Annotated in this window: 19 protein-coding genes and 1 riboswitch; of the genes, 10 read left to right on the top strand and 9 right to left on the bottom strand. The window is 54.8% G+C overall.

The genetic code is table 11. The features are described 5' to 3' along the window. Position 1: 1 nt before the first annotated feature. The 5 genes from O3S68_RS23855 to O3S68_RS23835 form a co-directional block, all read right to left on the bottom strand. A complete protein-coding gene (locus O3S68_RS23855) occupies positions 2-934 on the bottom strand; it encodes a phosphatidate cytidylyltransferase (RefSeq protein WP_045511668.1) in 933 nt (310 codons plus the stop codon). After that, entirely contained in the window at positions 927-1,583 is a 657-nt protein-coding gene (locus tag O3S68_RS23850) for a lysophospholipid acyltransferase family protein (protein WP_269232665.1), read from the bottom strand. Before O3S68_RS23850 ends, O3S68_RS23855 begins: the two co-directional genes overlap by 8 nt. Further along, positions 1,580-2,242, bottom strand: a complete 663-nt coding sequence (locus tag O3S68_RS23845; RefSeq protein ID WP_269232664.1) for a CDP-alcohol phosphatidyltransferase family protein — start codon at positions 2,240-2,242, stop codon at positions 1,580-1,582. Before O3S68_RS23845 ends, O3S68_RS23850 begins: the two co-directional genes overlap by 4 nt. Positions 2,243-2,300: 58 nt before the next feature. Continuing rightward, the gene (gene iclR / locus O3S68_RS23840; RefSeq protein WP_020456083.1) at positions 2,301-3,125 is read right to left on the bottom strand and encodes a glyoxylate bypass operon transcriptional repressor IclR; all 825 of its coding nucleotides are present in this window, start codon (positions 3,123-3,125) and stop codon (positions 2,301-2,303) included. A gap of 123 nt (positions 3,126-3,248) precedes the next feature. Further along, positions 3,249-3,911, bottom strand: a complete 663-nt coding sequence (locus O3S68_RS23835) for a hypothetical protein (RefSeq protein ID WP_269232663.1) — start codon at positions 3,909-3,911, stop codon at positions 3,249-3,251. A gap of 243 nt (positions 3,912-4,154) precedes the next feature. On the opposite strand from O3S68_RS23835, the gene metH reads away from it, so the two are divergent. From metH to rluF, 5 genes are all read left to right on the top strand, one after another. Continuing rightward, complete coding sequence (gene metH, locus O3S68_RS23830) at positions 4,155-7,841, top strand: methionine synthase (RefSeq protein ID WP_269232662.1); 3,687 nt, start codon at positions 4,155-4,157, stop codon at positions 7,839-7,841. Positions 7,842-8,070: 229 nt separating this feature from the next. Then, positions 8,071-8,880, top strand: a complete 810-nt coding sequence (locus tag O3S68_RS23825) for a hypothetical protein (protein ID WP_240528424.1) — start codon at positions 8,071-8,073, stop codon at positions 8,878-8,880. Next, positions 8,864-9,331, top strand: a complete 468-nt coding sequence (locus O3S68_RS23820; RefSeq protein WP_269232661.1) for a hypothetical protein — start codon at positions 8,864-8,866, stop codon at positions 9,329-9,331. The genes O3S68_RS23825 and O3S68_RS23820 overlap by 17 nt, the downstream gene beginning before the upstream one ends. A 171-nt stretch (positions 9,332-9,502) precedes the next feature. Beyond that, positions 9,503-11,134 (top strand): Na/Pi cotransporter family protein, encoded by a 1,632-nt coding sequence (locus O3S68_RS23815; protein WP_020456088.1) that lies wholly within the window; start codon positions 9,503-9,505, stop codon positions 11,132-11,134. Between the two features lie 139 nt (positions 11,135-11,273). Further along, complete coding sequence (rluF, locus tag O3S68_RS23810) at positions 11,274-12,137, top strand: 23S rRNA pseudouridine(2604) synthase RluF (protein ID WP_045511681.1); 864 nt, start codon at positions 11,274-11,276, stop codon at positions 12,135-12,137. Here rluF and O3S68_RS23805 read toward each other — a convergent pair whose 3' ends face one another. Then, on the bottom strand, positions 12,138-12,410 hold the full coding sequence (locus O3S68_RS23805; protein WP_017459411.1) for a DUF3811 domain-containing protein: 273 nt from the start codon (positions 12,408-12,410) through the stop codon (positions 12,138-12,140). A 247-nt stretch (positions 12,411-12,657) separates the two neighbouring features. On the opposite strand from O3S68_RS23805, the gene O3S68_RS23800 reads away from it, so the two are divergent. Together O3S68_RS23800 and O3S68_RS23795 are read left to right on the top strand one after the other, a co-directional pair. After that, positions 12,658-12,969 carry a type II toxin-antitoxin system HigB family toxin gene (locus tag O3S68_RS23800; RefSeq protein WP_269232660.1) on the top strand — a complete coding sequence of 104 codons (312 nt, stop codon included), beginning with the start codon at positions 12,658-12,660 and terminating at the stop codon, positions 12,967-12,969. Then, a complete protein-coding gene (locus tag O3S68_RS23795; protein WP_269232659.1) occupies positions 12,966-13,400 on the top strand; it encodes a helix-turn-helix domain-containing protein in 435 nt (144 codons plus the stop codon). Before O3S68_RS23800 ends, O3S68_RS23795 begins: the two co-directional genes overlap by 4 nt. Positions 13,401-13,436: 36 nt before the next feature. Here the strand turns inward: O3S68_RS23795 and panS are convergent, their stop codons facing one another. Together panS and rtcR are read right to left on the bottom strand one after the other, a co-directional pair. Beyond that, a complete protein-coding gene (gene panS / locus O3S68_RS23790; RefSeq protein WP_045511687.1) occupies positions 13,437-14,378 on the bottom strand; it encodes a ketopantoate/pantoate/pantothenate transporter PanS in 942 nt (313 codons plus the stop codon). A 256-nt stretch (positions 14,379-14,634) separates the two neighbouring features. Beyond that, the gene (gene rtcR / locus O3S68_RS23785; protein WP_269232658.1) at positions 14,635-16,221 is read right to left on the bottom strand and encodes an RNA repair transcriptional activator RtcR; all 1,587 of its coding nucleotides are present in this window, start codon (positions 16,219-16,221) and stop codon (positions 14,635-14,637) included. 470 nt (positions 16,222-16,691) lie between these two features. On the opposite strand from rtcR, the gene O3S68_RS23780 reads away from it, so the two are divergent. From O3S68_RS23780 to O3S68_RS23770, 3 genes are read left to right on the top strand one after another with little or no spacing between them, the layout of a single operon-like run. Next, on the top strand, positions 16,692-17,834 hold the full coding sequence (locus O3S68_RS23780; protein ID WP_269232657.1) for a slipin family protein: 1,143 nt from the start codon (positions 16,692-16,694) through the stop codon (positions 17,832-17,834). Beyond that, positions 17,824-19,050: an RtcB family protein gene (locus O3S68_RS23775; protein WP_269232667.1), complete on the top strand. Its 1,227-nt coding sequence runs from the start codon at positions 17,824-17,826 to the stop codon at positions 19,048-19,050. The genes O3S68_RS23780 and O3S68_RS23775 overlap by 11 nt, the downstream gene beginning before the upstream one ends. A 14-nt stretch (positions 19,051-19,064) precedes the next feature. Beyond that, positions 19,065-19,850, top strand: a complete 786-nt coding sequence (locus O3S68_RS23770; protein ID WP_020456097.1) for a nucleotidyltransferase domain-containing protein — start codon at positions 19,065-19,067, stop codon at positions 19,848-19,850. Between the two features lie 55 nt (positions 19,851-19,905). Here O3S68_RS23770 and lysC read toward each other — a convergent pair whose 3' ends face one another. Continuing rightward, complete coding sequence (gene lysC / locus O3S68_RS23765; protein WP_045511697.1) at positions 19,906-21,255, bottom strand: lysine-sensitive aspartokinase 3; 1,350 nt, start codon at positions 21,253-21,255, stop codon at positions 19,906-19,908. A gap of 91 nt (positions 21,256-21,346) precedes the next feature. Next, positions 21,347-21,572, bottom strand: a riboswitch (Lysine riboswitch). Between the last annotated feature and the right edge of the window lie 219 nt (positions 21,573-21,791).

Genomic DNA, 21,791 nt, shown 5'->3' with positions numbered 1-21,791 from the left:
ATCAGGTGAAGTAATATCTCACCACATGGAAGAAGATCGGGGCGGCAAAGCAGAGAGAATCAATCCTGTCCATCATGCCGCCGTGCCCTTCGAGCATTGCACCGAAATCCTTCACGCCGCGATCGCGTTTAATCGCCGACATACACAAACCGCCGAGGAAGCCGAGCAGCGTAATCAGCAGGGAAATAACAAAAGCCTGCCACGGGTTAAACGGTGTGATCCACCACAGCCCCGCGCCGACCAGACTGGCGCTGAGAATACCGCCCACAAATCCTTCTACCGTTTTGTTCGGGCTGAGTTTCGGCACAATAGGGCGCTTGCCGCACAGCTTACCGAAGACGTATTGCAGCACGTCGGAAATCTGCACAACAATCATCATAAACAGCACCAGCTTGATATTTTCACCACTGTAGCCCGGAATGGACAACATCAGCAGCGCAGGCGCATGGCTAACACAGTAGACCGCCATCATCAGGCTCCACTGGATTTTTGCGCTGCGTTCAAGAAAGTGCTGTGTATCACCCGCGATAGCCACTCGTGCCGGAATAAACAAGAAGGCGTAGACCGGGATAAAAATCACAAACACCGAATACCACTGGATGCCAACCAGCACGTATTGCACCGGAAGAATGATAAAGAAACACCAAAACAGTGCTTCATGATCGCCCCGGCGAGTGGGCATTAGAGTGATACATTCGCGTAGCGCGAAGAACGACATCAACGCAAACAGCACAACTGAACCGATGGGGCCAACCAGCATGGCGATGACTGAAACGGTACACATCAACCACCAGGCGCGGATCCGCGCGTTAAGGTTAGCTATCGTGGCGTTTTGATAGCGGCGCGATAGCAAAAAACCAATAACACTGGCGACGGTCAGCAGACCGAAAAGCCCGCTCAGTAGCAGGCGCAGATCGGAATCGACATTAATCATGGGCAAGTGCCTCCAGCGCACACCTGGCGCGGTCTAAAAATTCCTTTTTCGTTTCGTCGTCCGTAACCGCTGGCAATGGCTCGCCAAACGTTGCCGTGCAGATAATCGGTACCACCAGACGTGAACCTTTCGGCAGCACACGATTCATATTTTCCAGCCACACCGGGATCAGCTGCACTGCTGGCAGGCGCTGTGTTAAGTGATAAAGCCCGCTTTTAAAACTGGCGACTTCATCACCGGAGCCGCGCGTACCTTCGGGAAAGAAGATCAACGAATGGCCTTGTTCCAGCTTTTCCATCAGCGGTTGTAACGGATCGCGCTGCTTTACCGTCTCTTTGGCGGCTGAAGCCGGGCTACTCCGTTCAACCAGAATGGCGTTAAAAATGCGCGTAGCAAGGTAGCGACGAAGCGCTGTTTTGTTCCAGTAATCCGCCGCGGCGACCGGATGTACGCTATTGCGCAACGCACGTGGAAAGCTCGCCCAAATAACCAGACCATCGAGGTGGCTGCTATGGTTGGCGTAATAAATAGTGGCGCGATCCGGCTGTGGCAAGGTGCGCCAAAAAGCTTTCACGCCGGTTAACAGGCGGCAAAGCATAACGAAAAAAGCTCTGACAATGGTCTTATCGACAGAAAAATGCAGCTTCATGATGCCTTCTCCTGCTTCAATGTAGAGATGATTCGACGGGTACGGCGCACTGTCGTCCAGGCTGCACCAAGGGCAATTAACGCCAGTGTGCAGAGCAGCAGCAGCTCCCCCCACTGCGGCAGGATGATGGCGATAACCGTCGCAGCAGTCAGCAGCGCCATTCGGTGTTGTTTGGCCATTGGGCCGCTAAATTGTTGCGCCAGGCCGCAGGTGCCGCCAAGCAAGCGTACATAAGCGGTAAAAAGCGCAAATAAAGACGCCGCCCAGCCCAGCTCAACCCCTCCAGTCACTTGCACCAGACCGTAGCCTGCGCCAAGGAACAGTACGCTGTCAGAAATGCGATCCGGTAGTTCGTTAAAGACAGCACCCGCCGGGCTGCGCAGACCGCCCTCTACGGCTACCATGCCATCGAGCAAATTACAGATAAGCCGCCCCTGAATACCGACAATAGCTAATAGCAGCAGGCCGCGTTGCAGCAGCGTACTGTCACTGTGCCAGACGGTAAGAAAACAGAGACCAGCGAGAAGTGCAAAAAAAATACTGAATACGGAAATGGTGTTGGGCGTGTAGCCTTTTTGGCGCAGGTAACGGGCAGCCGAAGCCGCCCAGGCGGAATTGCGCGTCTTTACTGGACGGCGATCGTGAACATCCTTGGTCATATATGTCATTCCGGTGAGTGGATAAAAATTGGACGTCCACTATATAACCTTTTGGAAGTTAACGCATTCCCCCGTACGCCAGCGTCACTTCTTTCGCGCCACGGATCACCATCGCGCCCAGCTCGGTCACGCGGTCATCGGTGATGCGTGAGATAGGCCCGGAGATGGAAATCGCGGCGAAGGGTTCGCCGTGTTCGTCAAAAATGCACGCCGCTACGCAGCGCAGCCCCAGCGCGTGCTCTTCGTCGTCAAAGGAGTAGCCGCGTTTACGCGTCTGGGCGAGATCTTCTTTCAGGTGTACCGGCGATACCAGCGTGGCATGGGTGTACGCATGCAGCCCCTGGCGGTGCAGCAAACTGCCAACTTGCTCATCGCTCAGGCGCGACAAAAACGCTTTTCCCGCGCCGGAAGCATGCATCGGCAGTTTGCCGCCAATCGGCGCGGACATGCGCATTAACTGCGTACACTGCACCTGATCGATAATGATGGCCTGATGGTCGCTCTTATCCAGCACCGCCAGATTCACGGTTTCGCCGGATTCTTCCATTAAGTTGCGGAGAATGGGGTGAACAATCGCCATCAGGTTGCGGCTTTGCAGGAAACTGCTGCCGACGATAAACGCATGCGCGCCTACCGACCAGTGGCCCAGCTCGCCCACCTGGCGAACGAATCCTAGCTGTTGCATGGTGGTGAGTAAGCGGTGGGTGGTCGAGTTGGGCAAACCGGCCTGTTGCGCCAGTTCGGTAAGGGCGACGCTGCCATGAGACTCGGCAATCCATTCCAGCAGTTTCAGGCCGCGGGTCAATGACTGGACTTGCCCGCCCGCCGGAGCGGCCGGGGCTGTGGCTTTTCTGCCTCGTTTAGCGGGAACGGAAGTGGCCATGACTGGCTCCTTTTTCTGTATCGTGGAAATCATTTTCGTTTTTATTGAGTATAACGCAACTCCCTGGCAGACTGATCGGATGAGTTCGCGCAAAACAGAACGAAAATGCCGGATACAGCTTCTTTATTGGCGCACGTGTTTCGCCAACTGTATATGTTGAGCACAAAGCGCAATGGTTCGTCTTACCTGGCTCAGTGGATGCTCCGGAAACATCTCATCATATTGACGATCGTCGCTCGGCAGGCAACGCAGCTCACTTTCCCGCAATTTGGCGAAGAGCGCGTCGGCAGAGTCGAGAAGTTCGGGTTCGTCGGTAGTGGGCGGTATGTTGCCCTGCTTAAGTTGTAAATCCATTACCACCGCTTCGCGAAAGCCGGTGTTCCCTTTTTCTACCGCTTCAGCATTGATCTGGAAAAGGCCTTGTTTTACAGGGAGCCAGATAATCGCGACAAAATACATCCCGAGTGAACCCGGTGTGGGATCGCGATATTTAAACGTGCCCTGCAACGCCGCCATTCCCTGAATATCGAGCGCCGTTAGCTCCAGTAATGCGCCGCCAATCTTTGCTGTTTCTTGCTGCCAATACTGTGTGGCGGCGGCAATATCATGCAATGCGAAAGGCCACTGCACAGGGGCGTGGAGCTGAAGGCGCACCGCGCTTTGTTCCGGTGTGGACCATGCCATGCTGGTGTCACCGCTTTCATACAATTGCCACCCGGCAATGTTGAGTTGCAGGTCGGTGAGGCGAGGTTTCTTATGGCCAAAAAGAGACGTCAAAAACGACATAATAGGTTCCGTAAGTCGGTGTGCCTGTAAGAGGGCAGAAGGTTTTAGCATACATCGGCAATCTGGCCTGAAAACTTGAACCGTCATCGCACTGAAAAGGTTATGGGCTGGTGCAGCCATCAGGCTTAGTGGCGTTACGTGAGCATCTCTCATGTTCACCCCGCGTCGCTTTTCCGCTCTGCCACTTTATGCCAGTATGTCCTGCTGGCCTTTTGGCCTGGTTGAGCATTGTCGGGAGCACGTGTGAGCAGCAAAGTTGAGCAACTGAAGCAGCAGTTAAGCAAAAGAATTCTGGTTCTGGATGGGGGCATGGGCACCATGATCCAGAGCTATCGTCTGAGTGAGCAGGATTTTCGCGGCGAGCGTTTCGCCGACTGGCCCTGCGATCTTAAAGGCAACAACGACTTGCTGGTGCTCAGCAAGCCGGAGGTGATAAGCGCGATCCATGACGCCTACTTTGCGGCGGGCGCGGATATCATCGAAACCAACACCTTTAACTCAACGACAATCGCCATGGCGGATTACCAGATGGAATCCCTGTCGGCGGAAATCAACTTCGCTGCTGCCAAACTGGCGCGTGCCAGCGCCGACAAATGGACGGCGCAAACGCCGGATAAACCGCGTTATGTCGCGGGTGTGCTCGGCCCGACTAACCGCACTGCCTCAATCTCACCGGACGTTAACGACCCGGCGTTTCGCAATATCACTTTCGATCAGCTGGTCACCGCTTATCGCGAATCCACCAAAGCGCTGGTGGAAGGGGGATCGGATCTGATCCTGATCGAAACCGTGTTCGATACGCTTAACGCCAAAGCGGCGATCTTTGCAGTAAAAGCGGAGTTTGACGCGCTGGGCGTTGAGCTGCCGATCATGATTTCCGGCACCATTACCGACGCCTCCGGGCGTACGCTCTCCGGCCAGACCACCGAAGCGTTTTACAACTCTCTGCGCCACGCCGATGCGCTCACCTTCGGCCTGAACTGCGCGCTGGGGCCGGATGAACTGCGCCAGTATGTGCAGGAACTTTCCCGTATCGCCGAATGCTATGTCACCGCGCACCCGAACGCTGGCCTGCCCAACGCCTTTGGTGAATATGATCTCGATGCCGACACCATGGCGGTGCAAATCGGCGAGTGGGCGCAAGCCGGTTTTTTGAACATTGTCGGCGGCTGCTGCGGTACCACACCAGAGCATATCGCCGCTATGAGCCGCGCGGTCGAAGGCGTGCCGCCGCGTCAGCTACCGGAGGTGCCGGTTGCTTGCCGCCTCGCGGGTCTGGAGCCGCTCAACATTGGCGACGACAGCCTGTTTGTGAACGTTGGCGAACGTACCAACGTCACTGGTTCCGCCAAATTTAAACGCCTGATCAAAGAAGAGAAATACGCCGAAGCGCTGGACGTGGCCCGCCAGCAGGTGGAAAGCGGCGCGCAGATCATCGACATCAATATGGATGAAGGGATGCTCGACGCCGAAGCGGCGATGGTGCGTTTCCTCAACCTGATTGCCGGTGAGCCGGACATTGCCCGCGTGCCGATCATGATCGACTCCTCGAAATGGGAGGTGATCGAAAAAGGGCTGAAATGTATCCAGGGTAAGGGCATCGTTAACTCGATTTCGATGAAAGAGGGCGTTGAGCCATTTATTCACCACGCGAAGCTGGTGCGTCGTTATGGCGCCGCCGTGGTAGTAATGGCCTTTGACGAAATCGGTCAGGCGGATACGCGCGCGCGGAAAATCGAAATTTGCCGTCGCGCCTATAAAATTCTGACCGAAGAGGTGGGTTTCCCGCCGGAAGACATTATCTTCGATCCGAATATCTTCGCCGTGGCAACGGGTATTGAAGAGCACAACAACTATGCGCAGGACTTTATCGGCGCGTGTGAAGATATCAAACGCGAACTGCCGCATGCGCTGATTTCCGGCGGTGTTTCCAACGTTTCGTTCTCGTTTCGCGGTAACGACCCGGTACGTGAAGCGATCCACGCCGTGTTCCTTTATTACGCCATTCGTAACGGCATGGATATGGGCATCGTCAACGCCGGGCAACTGGCGATTTACGATGATTTGCCTGCCGAGCTGCGCGACGGCGTTGAGGATGTGATCCTTAACCGCCGCGATGATGCGACCGAGCGCATGCTGGATCTGGCGGAAAAATACCGCGGCAGCAAAGCCGCCGATGAAGGGGCGAACGCGCAGCAGGCGGAGTGGCGCAACTGGGATGTGAAAAAACGTCTCGAATATTCACTGGTAAAAGGCATCACCGAATTTATCGAGTTCGATACCGAAGAGGCGCGTCAGCAGGCCGCTCGCCCGATCGAGGTGATCGAAGGGCCGTTGATGGACGGCATGAACGTGGTGGGCGATCTGTTCGGCGAGGGCAAAATGTTCCTGCCGCAGGTGGTGAAATCCGCCCGCGTGATGAAACAGGCCGTGGCGTATCTGGAACCGTATATCGAAGCCAGCAAAGAGAAGGGCAGCAGCAACGGCAAAATGGTGATCGCCACTGTGAAAGGCGATGTCCACGACATCGGCAAAAATATCGTGGGCGTCGTGCTGCAATGCAACAACTACGAAATTATCGACCTCGGCGTGATGGTGCCCGCCGATAAAATCCTGAAAACTGCCCGCGAAGAGAAGGCTGACCTGATTGGTCTTTCCGGATTGATTACGCCGTCGCTCGATGAAATGGTCAACGTGGCGAAAGAGATGGAACGCCAGGGGTTCACCATTCCGCTGCTGATTGGCGGTGCGACCACATCGAAAGCGCACACGGCGGTGAAAATCGAACAGAACTACAGTGGGCCGACGGTGTATGTGCAAAACGCCTCGCGTACCGTAGGTGTGGTGTCTGCTCTGCTTTCGGATACGCAGCACGATGAGTTTGTTGCCCGTACCCGCAAAGAGTATGAAACCGTACGTATCCAGCATGCGCGGAAAAAACCGCGTACGCCGCCAGTGACGTTGCAGGCCGCACGGGAGAACGATCTTGCGTTTGACTGGGAAAGTTATACTCCGCCGGTCGCGCATCGCCTGGGCGTGCAGGAAGTTACTGCCAGCATCAAGACGCTGCGCAATTACATCGACTGGACACCATTCTTTATGACCTGGTCGCTGGCCGGGAAATATCCGCGCATCCTTGAAGATGAGGTGGTGGGGGAAGAGGCGAAACGTCTGTTTGCCGATGCCAACGAGATGCTCGATAAACTGAGTGCGGAAAAGCTGCTCAACCCGCGCGGCGTGGTCGGGCTTTTCCCGGCTAACCGCGTTGGCGACGATGTCGAAATCTACCGTGACGAAACTCGCACGCAAGTGCTGACAGTAGGTTGCCATCTGCGCCAGCAAACGGAAAAAGTCGGTTTTGCGAACTACTGCCTGGCGGATTTTGTCGCCCCCAAACAGAGCGGCAAAGCTGACTACATTGGCGCATTCGCAGTGACGGGCGGTCTTGAAGAGGACGCGTTAGCACAAGCGTATGACGCCGCGCACGATGATTACAATAAAATCATGGTGAAAGCGGTGGCCGATCGCCTGGCAGAAGCCTTTGCGGAATATCTGCATGAGCGGGTGCGCAAAGTGTACTGGGGCTACGCGCCGAACGAAAACCTCAGCAACGATGAGTTGATCCGTGAAAATTATCAGGGTATTCGCCCGGCACCGGGCTATCCGGCTTGTCCGGAGCACACGGAAAAAGGCACCATCTGGCAGTTGCTGGACGTTGAAAAACATACCGGGATGAAACTGACCGAATCCTACGCGATGTGGCCAGGGGCATCGGTTTCCGGCTGGTATTTCAGCCACCCGGACAGTAAATATTTCGCGGTAGCGCAAATTCAGCGTGACCAGGTAGAAGATTACGCGCGGCGTAAAGGCATGTCGGTGGCGGAAATTGAGCGCTGGCTGGCGTCAAATTTAGGTTACGACGCGGATTAATCACAACAGGGCATTTTTTTAAATGCCCTGGTTTTTCACCATTTCATTTTCGCGAAACTATCGTGAAGCAAACATAATACAGATTGAAACTAAGAACATTCTTAAAAATGGATATTTTCTTAGACCCTTCTTCCCCTTCATGCGTATGATGGAGGCGGACTACACGGCAAGATTGCTTCCTCTTTTGCGGTTCATTTAATTGTCATAAATTTAACTTAGGTATTATGAAATGGATATTTATGATATAAGAAAAAGAAATCTTTTGCCGAAGGATTACGAGAATATCCTGGCGCCAGATATCGCAAAGAATATTATTAAAAAGGAATATTTCATCGAGAATAGCCCGAATAATATTTTGGGCAGTATCGATGGTTATACGATTAAGCGGCATCACGGTTTTAAATATGGCTTACCGCACGACCCGCTTGGTCATCAAAAAGAAAAACATATTGATAGCCTGGTGGATAAAGGCGTGGTGGTGGTCGTACGCCCGAACGTCAGCACACGTAACCGCTTCTATTACCCGTTCTTTATCGCGGAAAACGCCGAACTGTTTTGCGTCCAAGACTTGTCGTTTAACGCGGTGTTTATCAGAACCATTTTGAACGGATTTAAAGACAGTGTGGCGATGCATGGTCGACCCGCCCCGACCCGAAGTACCTTTGTACCGGTGACCCCGGAGTTTGGCCCAGGTTACTGGAAAACCAGCGAAACAGACTTCCACGGCGTCAAAAATGCCGCAGTAATGATGCTCAACCGGGCGACCAGTATGGGCGATCAAGGGCGCGTATTTGGCTCCGACGGTAAAGATTATATGAACACTTCGCGAGACAAAATTCAGCTATGGACACCAATACCGGAGAGCGTCTCGTCGGATACCCGAGAAATCCTCTATAATCGCTCGGTGATCCGGCGTTATGGTGAAAAGCGTACCGTTTATCAGAAATACCTTGAGGGTGATGATGCCTGGACGCAATCGGGGAAATCATGGCAATGGATTCCAGGCGTAAGGGATGAGGATTATGAATTTAAGAAATAAGATTTTTGCTTTTTGGGGTATTATGGACGTGCTGGCGCTGGCCAGTTATTTGTTTTTTTCGCTGCAAGGCGGTAACGTTCCTTTTTATTCCGACATTAGCGGTTTTTATACCAATTATTCACAGCTGGGTGTGAATGGATTGATGGGCGTAATTATCCAGGCGATGTTCTTTATTAATATCGCGCTGATTATCTCGCTGGTTTTTTCTGCCTGGTCTTTTTTCGTTAAAAAAGACATCCAGACTATTTTCTTTATCGTGCAGGAAATAGCCCGCGTGTTGTCGCTAAAATGCTCAGTGGCGTTGATTCCACTGTTTATGCATTTTGCCGGTTTTACCGCTGCGTGGGGGGCGATTTTGCTGTTTGTCCTCTCGGAAGTGCTCAAAATTGCTTCGGTTGTGTGGGCTAAACGCCAGGGCAACCCGCAAACGGCGCCTGCCGTTTCCCGCTAACCGATAAACCCTCGCTTCTGTCACAAAACCGTCATTTTTGTTTACAACTCTCAGGGGGCTTAACCGGCACCCTGCGCTTTTCTTCGCATTGACGCCTTATACTTACTTCATAATGTTGACGTTATCTTCCCGGTAACGAGCAACGCATAACGATAAGGAGAACCTGATTCTGTGCTGACTTTGCTTCATCTGCTTTCTGCTGTGGCTCTGCTGGTGTGGGGCACACATATTGTACGTACCGGTGTGATGCGCGTTTTTGGCGCCCGTTTGCGTACCGTTCTTAGCCGTAGCGTCGAAAGGAAACCGCTCGCCTTCTGCGCGGGTATCGGCGTGACTGCGCTGGTGCAGAGCAGTAACGCCACCACCATGCTGGTGACCTCGTTTGTCGCCCAGGATTTAGTGGCGCTCACCCCGGCGCTGGTGATTGTGCTGGGCGCAGATGTCGGGACAGCACTGATGGCGCGCATCTTGACGTTCGATCTCTCCTGGTTATCACCGCTGTTGATTTTTCTTGGCGTCATTTTCTTCCTCGGGCGTAAACAGACGCGCGAAGGCCAGCTTGGGCGCGTCAGCATCGGCCTTGGGTTGATTCTTCTGGCGCTGGAGCTGATTGTGCAGGCGGTTACGCCGATCACCCAGGCCAATGGCGTGCAGGTGATTTTCGCCTCGCTGACCGGCGATATTATGCTTGATGCGTTGATTGGCGCGGTGTTCGCCATTATCAGTTACTCCAGCCTGGCGGCGGTGCTGCTGACAGCAACGCTGGTGACCGCGGGGATTATCTCTTTCCCGGTGGCGCTATGTCTGGTGATTGGTGCCAACCTCGGTTCCGGCCTGCTGGCGATGCTCAATAACAGCGCCGCTAACGCTGCCGCCCGTCGCGTGGCGCTTGGCAGTTTGCTGTTCAAGCTGGTGGGCAGCCTGATTATCCTGCCGTTTGTGCATGTGCTTGCCACGTCAATGCAGAAACTTCCCTTGCCGGAAGCGGAACTGGTTATCTATTTCCATGTGTTCTACAACCTGATCCGCTGCCTGGCGATGGTACCTTTCGCCGGGCCAATGGCGCAGTTTTGTAAGCGAATCATTCGGGAAGAGCCAGAGCTGGATACACGCCTTAAGCCAAAGCACCTCGACAGTTCCGCACTCGATACGCCAACGCTGGCGCTGGCCAATGCTGCACGGGAAACCTTGCGCATGGGCGATGCGATGGAGTTGATGCTCGAAGGGTTGCATAAAATCATGCACGGTCAGCCTCGTCAGGAGAAGGAGCTGCGCAAGCAAGCCGATGACATCAACGTGCTGTACACCGCAATTAAGCTCTATCTGGCGCGTATGCCGAAAGAGGAGCTGGCGGAAGAGGAGTCGAAACGCTGGGCGGAGATTATCGAGATGTCGCTGAACCTTGAGCAGGCCTCCGATATTGTCGAGCGCATGGGCAGCGAAATCGCCGACAAATCGCTGGCGGCGCGGCGCGCTTTCTCTGTTGAAGGCTTGCAGGAACTCGATGCGTTGCATGAACGGCTGGTGGGAAATCTGAAGCTGGCGATGTCGGTATTTTTCTCCAGTGACGTGACCAGCGCCCGGCGTTTACGTCGCAGCAAACACCGTTTTCGCATTATGAACCGCCGTTATTCGCATGCGCACGTTGACCGCCTGCATCAACAAAACGTGCAAAGTATTGAAACCAGCTCGCTGCACCTCGGTTTGCTGGGCGACATGAAACGTCTTAACTCCCTGTTCTGCTCGGTAGCCTACAGCGTGCTGGAGCAGCCGGATGAAGACGACGAGCGCGACGACGCTTAACCCGCGTACCGTGCCTGCAGGCACGGTAGCTAAAACCCACACTTTTACTGCGTAACTGCACAAATTTGATTTGGCGCGGCGAAAATCCGGTTTTCTCTCCCGGCGAAGCCAGTTATATTCCGCTTTTACAGGAGAATTTATGCTGCCAACCCAATCAACACGTTTAAACAAATACATCAGCGAAAGCGGGATTTGCTCACGCCGCGAGGCTGACCGTTATATTGAGCAAGGCAATGTCTTTATTAATGGTAAACGCGCCGGGATCGGCGATCAGGTGGTTGCCGGAGACGTTGTGAAAGTGAACGGTCAACTTATCGAGCCGAGAAACGACGAAGATCTGGTGTTTATCGCGTTGAATAAACCCGTTGGTATTGTCAGTACCACCGAAGATGGCGAAAAAGACAATATTGTTGATTTCGTTAATCACAGCAGCCGTATCTTCCCCATCGGCCGTCTGGACAAAGATTCGCAGGGGCTGATTTTCCTCACTAATCACGGCGATTTAGTGAATAAAATCCTGCGCGCCGGTAATGATCACGAGAAAGAGTATCTGGTGACCGTCAATAAGCCCGTCACTGACGAATTTGTGCAGGGTATGAGCGCGGGCGTGCCGATCCTCGGCACCAAAACCAAAAAATGCAAGGTAAAAAGGGAAGCGCCATTTACCTTCCGCATTACGCTGGTTCAGGGGCTGAACCGCCAAATCCGCCGCATGTGTGAATACTTTGGTTATGAAGTCACCAAACTTGAACGCACGCGCATTATGAATGTCAGTCTCACTGGCTTGCCGCCGGGGGAGTGGCGTGATCTGACCGACGACGAGCTGATTGCGCTGTTTAAGCTGATTGAGAACTCATCGTCAGAAGCGAAGCCGAAAGCAAAAGCGAAACCGCAGGCAGCGAAAAAGCCCGCAGTAAAAGTGGCGAAGCCCGAAGAGAAAAGCCGGGCGAAACCGGCGGGGAAACGCTTTACCCAGCCGGGCAGGAAAAAGAAAGGGCGCTAGTTAGCGCTTGCCACGCGTTGAGGTGTTTGCCGACCAGGAAAATGTGGCATTTTCATCCGGTTTATAAGCCTGCTGTTTCTTCATCTGGCGGGCTTTTTTCGCTGCCGCTTCGCGCTGCGCCATCAGTTTATCGATGTACTCCTTCTTCACATGATTAGCTTCAGCGTTGCTGAGCGGGCGTCCGTGCGCGATACGGGCGCGATCCAGCAGCGTTTTCAGCTCCCGCTGTTCACTCTCCGTCATCTCTTTTTGCGTCAGTCTGGTCAGGGCCATAAAGCGTTCTCCTTGGGAAGTGCATCGAGTCTACGCGATGTAAAGGGGCATGTCTGCGTGGTGATGCATAAACCCCGGAAGGCGCTTCGCAGATTTGTTTTTGAGCGGGTGACTTTCCTGTACTGCCCTGTAGGGTGACGCACTTACGGTAAGAGGTTTAAGTCGGTAAATACGGCTAATGTTTCCATCTTGTCAACACATTCAAGAGCAGTTATGATGTTTCCATAATGGAACGTGTGAGGGAGCGATGCATGTTATATCAAGGAGGCCGTTCGATAACGCGGCTAAAGATTTTCCAAACCACACGCTTGCGCTGGACGCGGTTTACAAAATCCTGAAAAGCACTGTTTACCAGAATCCAGACGCGTTGCGAGAAGAGTTCCCAAGCCTGGACAAGATGAAATACAGGGATAAATGGTGGGTTATCAATGTCGGTGGCAACCATTTGAGGGTGCTGTTTTTCGCAGACTTTGAATCAGCAAAAATATTTGTCAAACATATCGTGACCCATGCCGAATATGACAAATTGTTAAAACATTATCGGGAGACCAAAGAATGATTGAGGATGCGATCAAGGCCGCTGACGAGCTGATAAAACTGGTGCCTTTTTTGGGAAATAACCCCGGCAAAGAGGAGTATGAGCACGCGCTGGAGATGGTTGAACGGTTGCTCATGCATGCACCGGATAGCTCCCTGGCCGCGCTGCTTACCGCAAAAATAGAGCACTATGAAAATAACGACCCGGAGCTGGCGGCGTTTAACGCGCGTATCGCGGCACTGCCACGCGGTGTTGCCGCTTTACGGGTTTTGATGGATCAGCACGGATTAAATCAGTCTTCGTTTCGGGATGAAATCGGCCAGCGCTCCCTGGTGAGCCGCATTCTTAATGGCGAACGCAATCTGACTGTCGACCATATCCGAGCGCTGGCGAAACGCTTTAATGTGTCGACCGACGTGTTTATTGAGCCAGTCCATCACATCACGGGGTGAGTGAAATGGCTGTGGCGGCAGCCATTTCTTGTAAAGTTAACCCTCTTTCACCGCTTCCGTTTTACGCCCGTCGACCGGTTTGCCCGACCAGTAGCCTGCCAGCAGCGAACCGGAAAGGTTATGCCAAACGGAGAACAGTGCGCCAGGCAGCGCGGCGAGCGGTGAGAAGTAGATTTTACCCAACGCCGCAGCAAGGCCGGAGTTCTGCATACCCACTTCAATCGCCAGCGTGCGGCAAGTGGATTCATCAAAGCCGAACAGACGACCGCCCCAGTAGCCACCGAGCAGACCAATGCTGTTGTGCAGGATCACCGCGACAATCACCACCAGGCCAACAGAGGCGATATAGTTCGCGGAACCGGCGACCACGGCGCTAATGATCGCCAGAATACAGACCATGGAAAACGCGGGCAGCCAGGGCTCCAGCGCGTTAACCACGCGCGGGAACAGGTGGTGCACAACCAGCCCCAACGCAATCGGGATCACCACAATTTGCAGGATGCTTAACAGCATGCCCATCACATCGACCTGAATATGCGCATCGACATACAGACGCGTCAGCAGCGGCGTGGCGACAACGCCCACCAGCGTAGAAACCGAAGAGATGGTGACCGACAGCGCGACATCACCTTTCGCCAGATAAATCATCACGTTTGATGCCGTTCCACTGGCGACACTACCGACCAGTACCATCCCGGCGGAGAGATCCGGCGGCATCTTAAAAATCAGCGCCAGTAGCCATGCCGCCAGCGGCATCACCAGATAGTGCAGGAAAATACCGGCAGCAACCGGAGCCGGGCGTGACAGGACGCGTTTGAAGTCATCAATTTTTAAGTGCACGCCCATGCCAAACATAATCAGCATCAGCAGCGTGGTAATCCACGGCCCAATGGCGATAAACGTTGGCGGGAAATAATAGGCGAATACCGAGAGCAGCAGCGCCCATAACGGGAACAGCCGCGTGAAAGTTGCGAGCATGTGGGGATTCCTTGCGATTGTTGTGTTGTGTTTTTATTACCCTTCACTCTTCAGGCTACAGGTGCGCTGGCGAAGCCAATAGCGTCCGTAATTTCTGCACCGGTAACCCGGCAGTCTCACCCCGGGGATGAGCGCTGTTCGCAACGGTTCTGCAACCCGAATGAATGAGGGTATTTAAGGAGGGGATCGAGCCCGACCATTGGTATTGTTTATCGCGCTAAGGAATATTATTCAAACAAATTATGATGAAGATCTTTTATGTTGCGCCGCGTACGCTTTCCCAGCTCAGCCCGAAGCGGGCCAGGTATTTGCGCAGACGATCCGCATCATTCGGGTTGGCCTTTTTCTGCCGGGAAATGGCGAACAATTCACGTCCTGCTTCTGAAAGCGTCTGGCTGCGCCGACAGACGGCAATCACCGTTTCTAACTGGCGTTGATCGAACAGATCCAGCTTGCTGATATCCACCGGCAGGTCAGGCAATGCTGATTCCCCACGCCAGTGATGCGCTAAACGCTGCACCTCCTCTTCGACTAACGCGTCGTTAATCCGCCCCTGTTCCGCCAGCGTTGCCATTCGCGCGATTGACGTGCTCAGTTCGCGAAAGTTGCCGCGCCACGCCGCGTGGGGAGAACAGGCGAAGGCCAGATAGCGCTCGCGTGCGCCCTTATCAAAGCGGATTTGCGTCTGCTGCTGCTGTGAAAAACGCTGGAGTTCATACTCAATGTTCGGGGCGATATCTTCCCGCCGCTCCGCCAGACCCGGCAGCGCGAACGTCCACATATTGATACGCGCAAAGAGATCTTCCCTGAAACGTCCTTCCGCCACCCACTGCTGCATATTCCGGTGCGTGCCCGCAATCAGCTGAAAATCACTGTGCACTTCTTTATCGGAGCCAAAGGGGAAAAAAGTCTTCTCTTCAATCGCTTTCAGCAGCATCGCCTGCTCATCCAGCCCCAACTCGGCTATCTCATCGAGGAACAGTACGCCGCCATCGGCTTCGCGTAGCAGTCCGGTACGCGCCTGTTGTGCGCCGGTGAATGCACCTTTCACATGGCCAAATAGTGTCGACATGGCATTATCACCGCGCAGCGTGGCGCAGTTCACCGCCACCAGACGCCCCTGCACCAGATGTCGGGACTGGCGTAACTGAAAGATGCGTTTTGCCAGAAACGATTTTCCCGCACCGGTTGGCCCAGTCAGCAGAATGGGCGCAGTCGAGCGCAGCGATACGCCTTCGATTTGCTCGATTAAGCGGTTAAAGGTGGCATTACGCGTATCAATGCCGGATTTCAGAAACGACACCGACTGCTGCTGTTCGCGCTGAAAACGGCTGGTCAGCGTGGCGTAACGGCTTAAATCCAGATCGATAACCGAACAGACGCCGGCAGCTATTGCTTCGTCAGCAGCGCCTTTCGCCGCCGGGCCGGTCTGCAACAGGCTGGCGGGCAGATAACGGGCTTCGGTCAGCAGGAACCAGCAGATCTGCGCGACGTGCGTCCCGGTGGTGATATGCACCAGGTACTCTTCATTTTCCGTATCGAACGGGTAACGGGTAGCGAAATCGAGAAACGCGGCATACACCTCTTCAAAATCCCACGGATCTTTAATCATCACCGCATGTTTGCGTACCTCGGTATGTGGCGAGACGAGGGCAATGTCCTCCGCCGTCTGTTGCGCCAGCCCTTCATCGCGCGGCTGGTGCAGCAGCTCAAGCCTGTCGACAGCGAAATCTGGCTGCTGGCATAAGCCCACGGTGGGTCGCCATTTGCGAAAGCGGTTTTGCCGTTTGCCACGTTTATCCAGCACCGTTCCCAGTACACCAATTACCACCCGACGCTTCATGCTTATCCCACAAGATAAAAATCGATATTTAAAGATAAAAAATAATCATCGCTGCCGCAATGCCAGTAAACCATGTGAAAAATAAAAGCATTATTTTTCAGGTGGATAAAAAATTTATTTGCTTTTTTCGGATTCTGGCACGCTTCTGGCAATAACTATTACGTCAGCACGCTGAGGTAGCAGGGGGTACGCACCCCGCCGGCGCACCAGGAACGGCACGAGACGTTTTCCGGGGGGCGTTCCGTCAGTGGAAAGACACTTGCGAAAAGTCGGTTCTTTTTCGGGTTCGAATCCCGGATTCGCCACCTTATCTGTGGAGATAAACAGGCAGTATCCCGGTAGTCGGGCTGTTGATGATTACCCCCAACGACCGCCGGTAACGGCGCCGGACGGCAGGCAAGACGTTGTTTCCCCTGCGGTTTCGCCCCTGCATCCGCGGTCGTTAAGGCTAACTATTTAAGGAGATCGTTATGACCAACAAAATCACAATACGTAAAGGTCAATTAGGTTTACTGGCAAAAGAGGGTGACTACATCCAGGTTCTGGAAACTGGCGAGCACCGCCTGCCGTGGTTCAACAAACCTGACGTGCTGGTGGTGAATACCGATGGCAGCGAAGTGGCTGCCGGTCTGGCGGAGTATTTGCGCCGCTTCCAGCCGCAGTGGGTGGAGCGTTACTGCCTGGTGGCCGATATGACAGATAACGAGGCCGGTGCGCTTTATCTCAACGGCATGCTGCTGGAGATCCTGCCGCCTTCAACGCGCCGTCTTTACTGGCAAGCGGATGACGCGCTGAAACTGGTACGCATCGATACCCGCGATGTACAGGTCCCCACGGAGATCCTTAACGCCGTGGCGCAACCCAAACGCAGCGTGACGGTAAAAGGTCGCGACGCGATCCTGGCGGTGCAGGTTCCGGCCTGGCACGCGGGCGTTTTAAAAGTCGATGGCGTGACGCAGGCGCTGTTACCGGCGGGATTGAGCGGCTACTGGAAAGTAAACCATCTGGTGGAAGCCGAAGTGGTGGACTTACGCCTGCAAGTGCTGGAAGTGAGTGGCCAGGAGATCCTGACCAAAGATAAAGTCACCTTACGGCTGAACCTGGCGGCGAACTGGCGTTACACCGATGTATTAAGCGCCTTTGCCCAACTGAGCAAACCGCTGGATCACCTCTACCGCGAATTGCAGTTTGCCCTGCGTGAAGCGGTGGGCACGCGCACGCTGGATGAGTTGCTGGAAGATAAGCAGGTAATCGATGAGTTAGTGAGCGTGCAGGTGGCAAATCGCATGGCGGCATTTGGTATTGAAGTGGCGTCGCTCGGGGTGAAAGACATCATCCTACCCGGTGAGATGAAAACGATCCTGTCGCGCTTAGTGGAAGCGGAGAAATCAGCGCAGGCCAATGTTATCCGCCGTCGTGAAGAGACCGCAGCGACCCGTTCGTTACTGAACACGGCAAAAGTGATGGAGAGCAACCCGGTGGCGTTGCGACTTAAAGAGTTAGAAACGCTGGAGCGTGTGGCGGAGCGCATCGATAAGATCTCGGTCTTCGGTGGCCTCGACCAGGTATTGCACGGCCTTGTTAACATCAAAGGAAGTCATGATGCAGCATAACGACTATCAACTGCTGGCACAGGAGAACAGCGCGCCGGTGAAAATGTGGACGCACGGCGTGCCGGTGGAACCCGAAGCGCGTGAGCAGTTGCTGAATACGGCAAAAATGCCGTTTATCTTCAAACATCTGGCCGTGATGCCGGATGTCCATCTGGGGAAAGGTTCAACCATCGGCAGCGTTATCCCGACTAAAGGCGCGATTATCCCGGCGGCGGTTGGCGTGGATATCGGCTGCGGCATGATTGCCGTGCGCACCTCGCTGCTGGCGGCGGATCTGCCGGATAATCTCGGCGGGCTGCGCAGCGCCATTGAGCAGGCGGTGCCGCACGGACGTTCGGTGAACCGGTCGAAACGTGATAAAGGCGCGTGGGAAAAACCGCCGCAAGAGGTGGATAGCCACTGGGCGTTGCTTGCGCCGCGCTTTAAGCGCCTGACGGATAAATACCCGCGCTTGTTGCAAACCAACAACCATCAACATTTGGGAACGTTGGGAACCGGTAACCACTTTATCGAAGTGTGTCTGGATGAGCAGCAGCGCGTGTGGGTGATGTTGCACAGCGGCTCGCGCGGCGTGGGTAACGCCATCGGTAACGTGTTTATCACGCTCGCACAGCAGGATATGCAGCAGCATATCGCCAATTTGCCGGACCGAAACCTGGCCTATTTCCAGGAAGGCAGCAAGCACTACGACGACTATCTGGAAGCGGTCGAGTGGGCGCAGGATTTCGCCCGCCATAACCGTGAAGTGATGATGTCGCGCGTACTGGCGGCGCTGTCGCGCATTGTGACCAAACCGTTTATCACCCGGCAGGAAGCGGTGAATTGCCACCATAACTATGTGCAAAAAGAGACGCACTTTGGTGAAGAGGTGCTGGTGACGCGTAAAGGCGCGGTTTCCGCGCAAAAAGGGCAGATGGGGATTATTCCCGGCTCGATGGGCGCGAAAAGTTTTATCGTGCGTGGGCTGGGAAATGAAGAGAGCTTCTGCTCATGCAGCCACGGAGCAGGGCGCACCATGAGCCGTACAGCGGCCAAAAAACGCTTCACCGTGGAAGATCAAATACGCGCCACTGCGCATGTAGAGTGCCGTAAAGACAGCGAGGTGATCGATGAGATCCCGATGGCTTACAAAGATATCGACGCGGTGATGGCCGCGCAGGACTCGCTGGTGGAAGTGGTACATACCCTGCGGCAGGTGGTGTGTGTGAAAGGATAAGAAGGAGAGTAATCATGGAATCTTTAGGCGTTGATGTCGCCATGCGTGGGCGCGTGCGGCAGGTGTTACACGATGTAGAACACACCTACGGCGTGAAAGTGCTCTACGCCTGCGAATCCGGTAGCCGCGGCTGGGGTTTCGCTTCGCCGGACAGCGATTACGATGTGCGCTTTCTGTATGTGCATCAACCGGACTGGTATCTGCGCGTCGAGCCGCAGCGTGATGTGATAGAACTGCCGATAGACGATGAGCTGGACGTTTGCGGGTGGGAGTGGCGCAAAGCGCTGGGGTTGCTGAAAAGCGCTAACCCGGCCTTAATCGAATGGTTAGATTCCCCGATCGTTTACCAGCAGGATGACGCCACGCTCGCCGCGTTGCGTGTGCAGGTGCCGCACTGGTTTTCGCCGGTCAGAGCGCGCTGGCACTACTATTCGATGGCGAAAAAGAACTTTCGCGGCTATTTGCAGGGTGAACAGGTACGGCTGAAAAAGTACTTTTACGTGCTGCGTCCGCTGCTGGCGGTGCGCTGGATAGAAGCGGGTAAAGGCATGCCGCCAATGCGTTTCGCTTCGTTGCTGGCAGGCAGCGATCTCGACGCGCCATTACGGGCGGAAATTGATGAGCTGCTGGCGTTAAAACAGCGGGCCGGCGAAGCGCAATACGGTGCGCAACGTCCGCTGCTACATGCGTTTATCGGCGACGAGCTGGCGCGCGGCGAAATCGCAGATGCGCTGCCGGAAAGCCGCAGCGGCAAAGTCAGCGATCTCGACGCGTTGCTGTACCAGACGGTGATGGCATAAGAAAAAGCCCGGTGATTCGCCGGGCTTTTTGCTCTCAGCCGCAAACGGGGAGGAATTACTCAAACAAGTTATGATGCAGTTTTTGCACCACTTGCTCGGCCTCTTTTCCGGGTACAAGGAAGCAGAGGTTATGGCTGGATGCGCCATAGCAAATCATGCGGATATTAAACGGGTCCAGCACGCCAAACACCTCTTTACCCACGCCGCAGGCTTTCGACAAATCGTTGCCGATAATCGCCACCAGCGCTAAATCTTCTTCCACTTCCACCCGGCACAGAGAAGAAAGCTCGGTCAGCAGCGCCTGGGTTAATAAGGTGTCGCCGGTTGACGTTGAACCGGTGGTGTCCAGCGTCAGCGCCACGCTCACTTCCGAGGTGGTGATCAAATCAACCGAGATATTGTGACGCGCTAGGATGCCAAACACTTCGGCAAGAAAACCGCGGGAGTGCAGCATATTCAGGCTGTGCAGTGTGAGCAGGGTCTGCTTGCGGCGCAGCGCCAGTGCGCGGAACAGCGGCGGGTTGCTGGTGTTGTTGCACACCAGCGTGCCACCGGCTTTCGGATCTCTGCTGGAGCCGACAAAAACCGGAATGTCGCTGCGTACTGCGGGCAACAGCGTGGCGGGGTGTAGCACTTTCGCGCCGAAAGTCGCCATTTCTGCCGCTTCTTCAAAGGCGATCTCATCAATGCGTTTCGCGGCGGGCACCACGCGCGGGTCGGTGGTGTAAATGCCCGGAACATCGGTCCAGATATCCACGCGTGAGGCATGCAGCGCTTCGCCCAGCAGCGCGGCGGTATAATCGCTGCCGCCGCGACCAAGCGTGGTGGTACGGCCTTTGGCTTCGCTACCGATAAAGCCCTGGGTGATCACCAGCCCTTCATTCAGACGCGGCGCGAGTTGCTGCCCGGCAAGTTCCGCCAGTGCGGCGACATCCGGTTCAGCGCGGCCAAAACGGTCGCTGGTGCGCATCACTTTGCGTACATCAAACCACTGTGCCTGTACGTTGCGTTCGCGCAGCACTTCCACAAACAGCAGTGTCGACATCAGCTCGCCATGACTGACCAGTTCGTCGGTTAGCGCGGTGGATGTCGCCAGCGATGCGGCTTCGGCAAGCGTGGTGATATTTTCCAGCAGGCGCTCGATCTCTTCGCGGATCACCGCCGGGTTCGCCAGGCGTTCCAGAATATCGAACTGAATTTTGCGGATAGCGTCGAGCTTGACGAAACGCTCGCTGGCTTCCAGCCCTTCGGCCAGCGCAACCAGCAGATTGGTTACCCCTGCGGAAGCGGAAAGCACCACCAGACGGACGCTGGTATCGGAAAGCACCACGTCCGCACTGCGGTTCATGGCATCAAAATCGGCAACGCTGGTGCCGCCAAATTTGGCGACAACGAAACTAGTCATAACAACCTCGTGTCAGGGGATTCTCTATTCAGCCATGGCACAAGGAAAGAGCGAAAAACGGGGTGGGCGCAGAGCGATAAACAGCTACGATTTCCCCAGAAGTGCTCCACCTTGTCTGCCCGCTTTCCGTAACGTCTGCGGACATGAAACGTTCGACTGCGAACGCTTCTGGTGACAACCCAGGGGATTCAGCCCCTGTAGCCGATAACGCACGCTGCCAGGCGCTTTGTTATCTCGGCGTTACTCCCCCTCAGGTGTTTTCATCAGCCTGGCGCTTCGAACACCGTGTGCCTGGGTAACGCGCCTCTTCTGGCAATGTTTACCTTCGCCTTTCACGCCGCAGCGGTGTTGGCTGCCTTCACTTACCCCGGTCACTTACTTGTGTAAGCTCCCGGGGATGCGCTCGGTTGCCGCCTTGCTGCAACGCGAAATGCTTTGGTAAGGATTACCTTCGCCTTCACGCCGCAGCGGTGCTGGCTGCTTTCACTTACCCCGTCACTGACTTATGTAAGTTCCCGGGGATGTGCTCAGTTGCT

The sequence above is a fragment of the Kosakonia sp. SOY2 genome, assembly GCF_027109175.1.
Classification (GTDB): domain Bacteria; phylum Pseudomonadota; class Gammaproteobacteria; order Enterobacterales; family Enterobacteriaceae; genus Kosakonia.
This window is presented reverse-complemented; position numbering and strand designations above follow the sequence as displayed.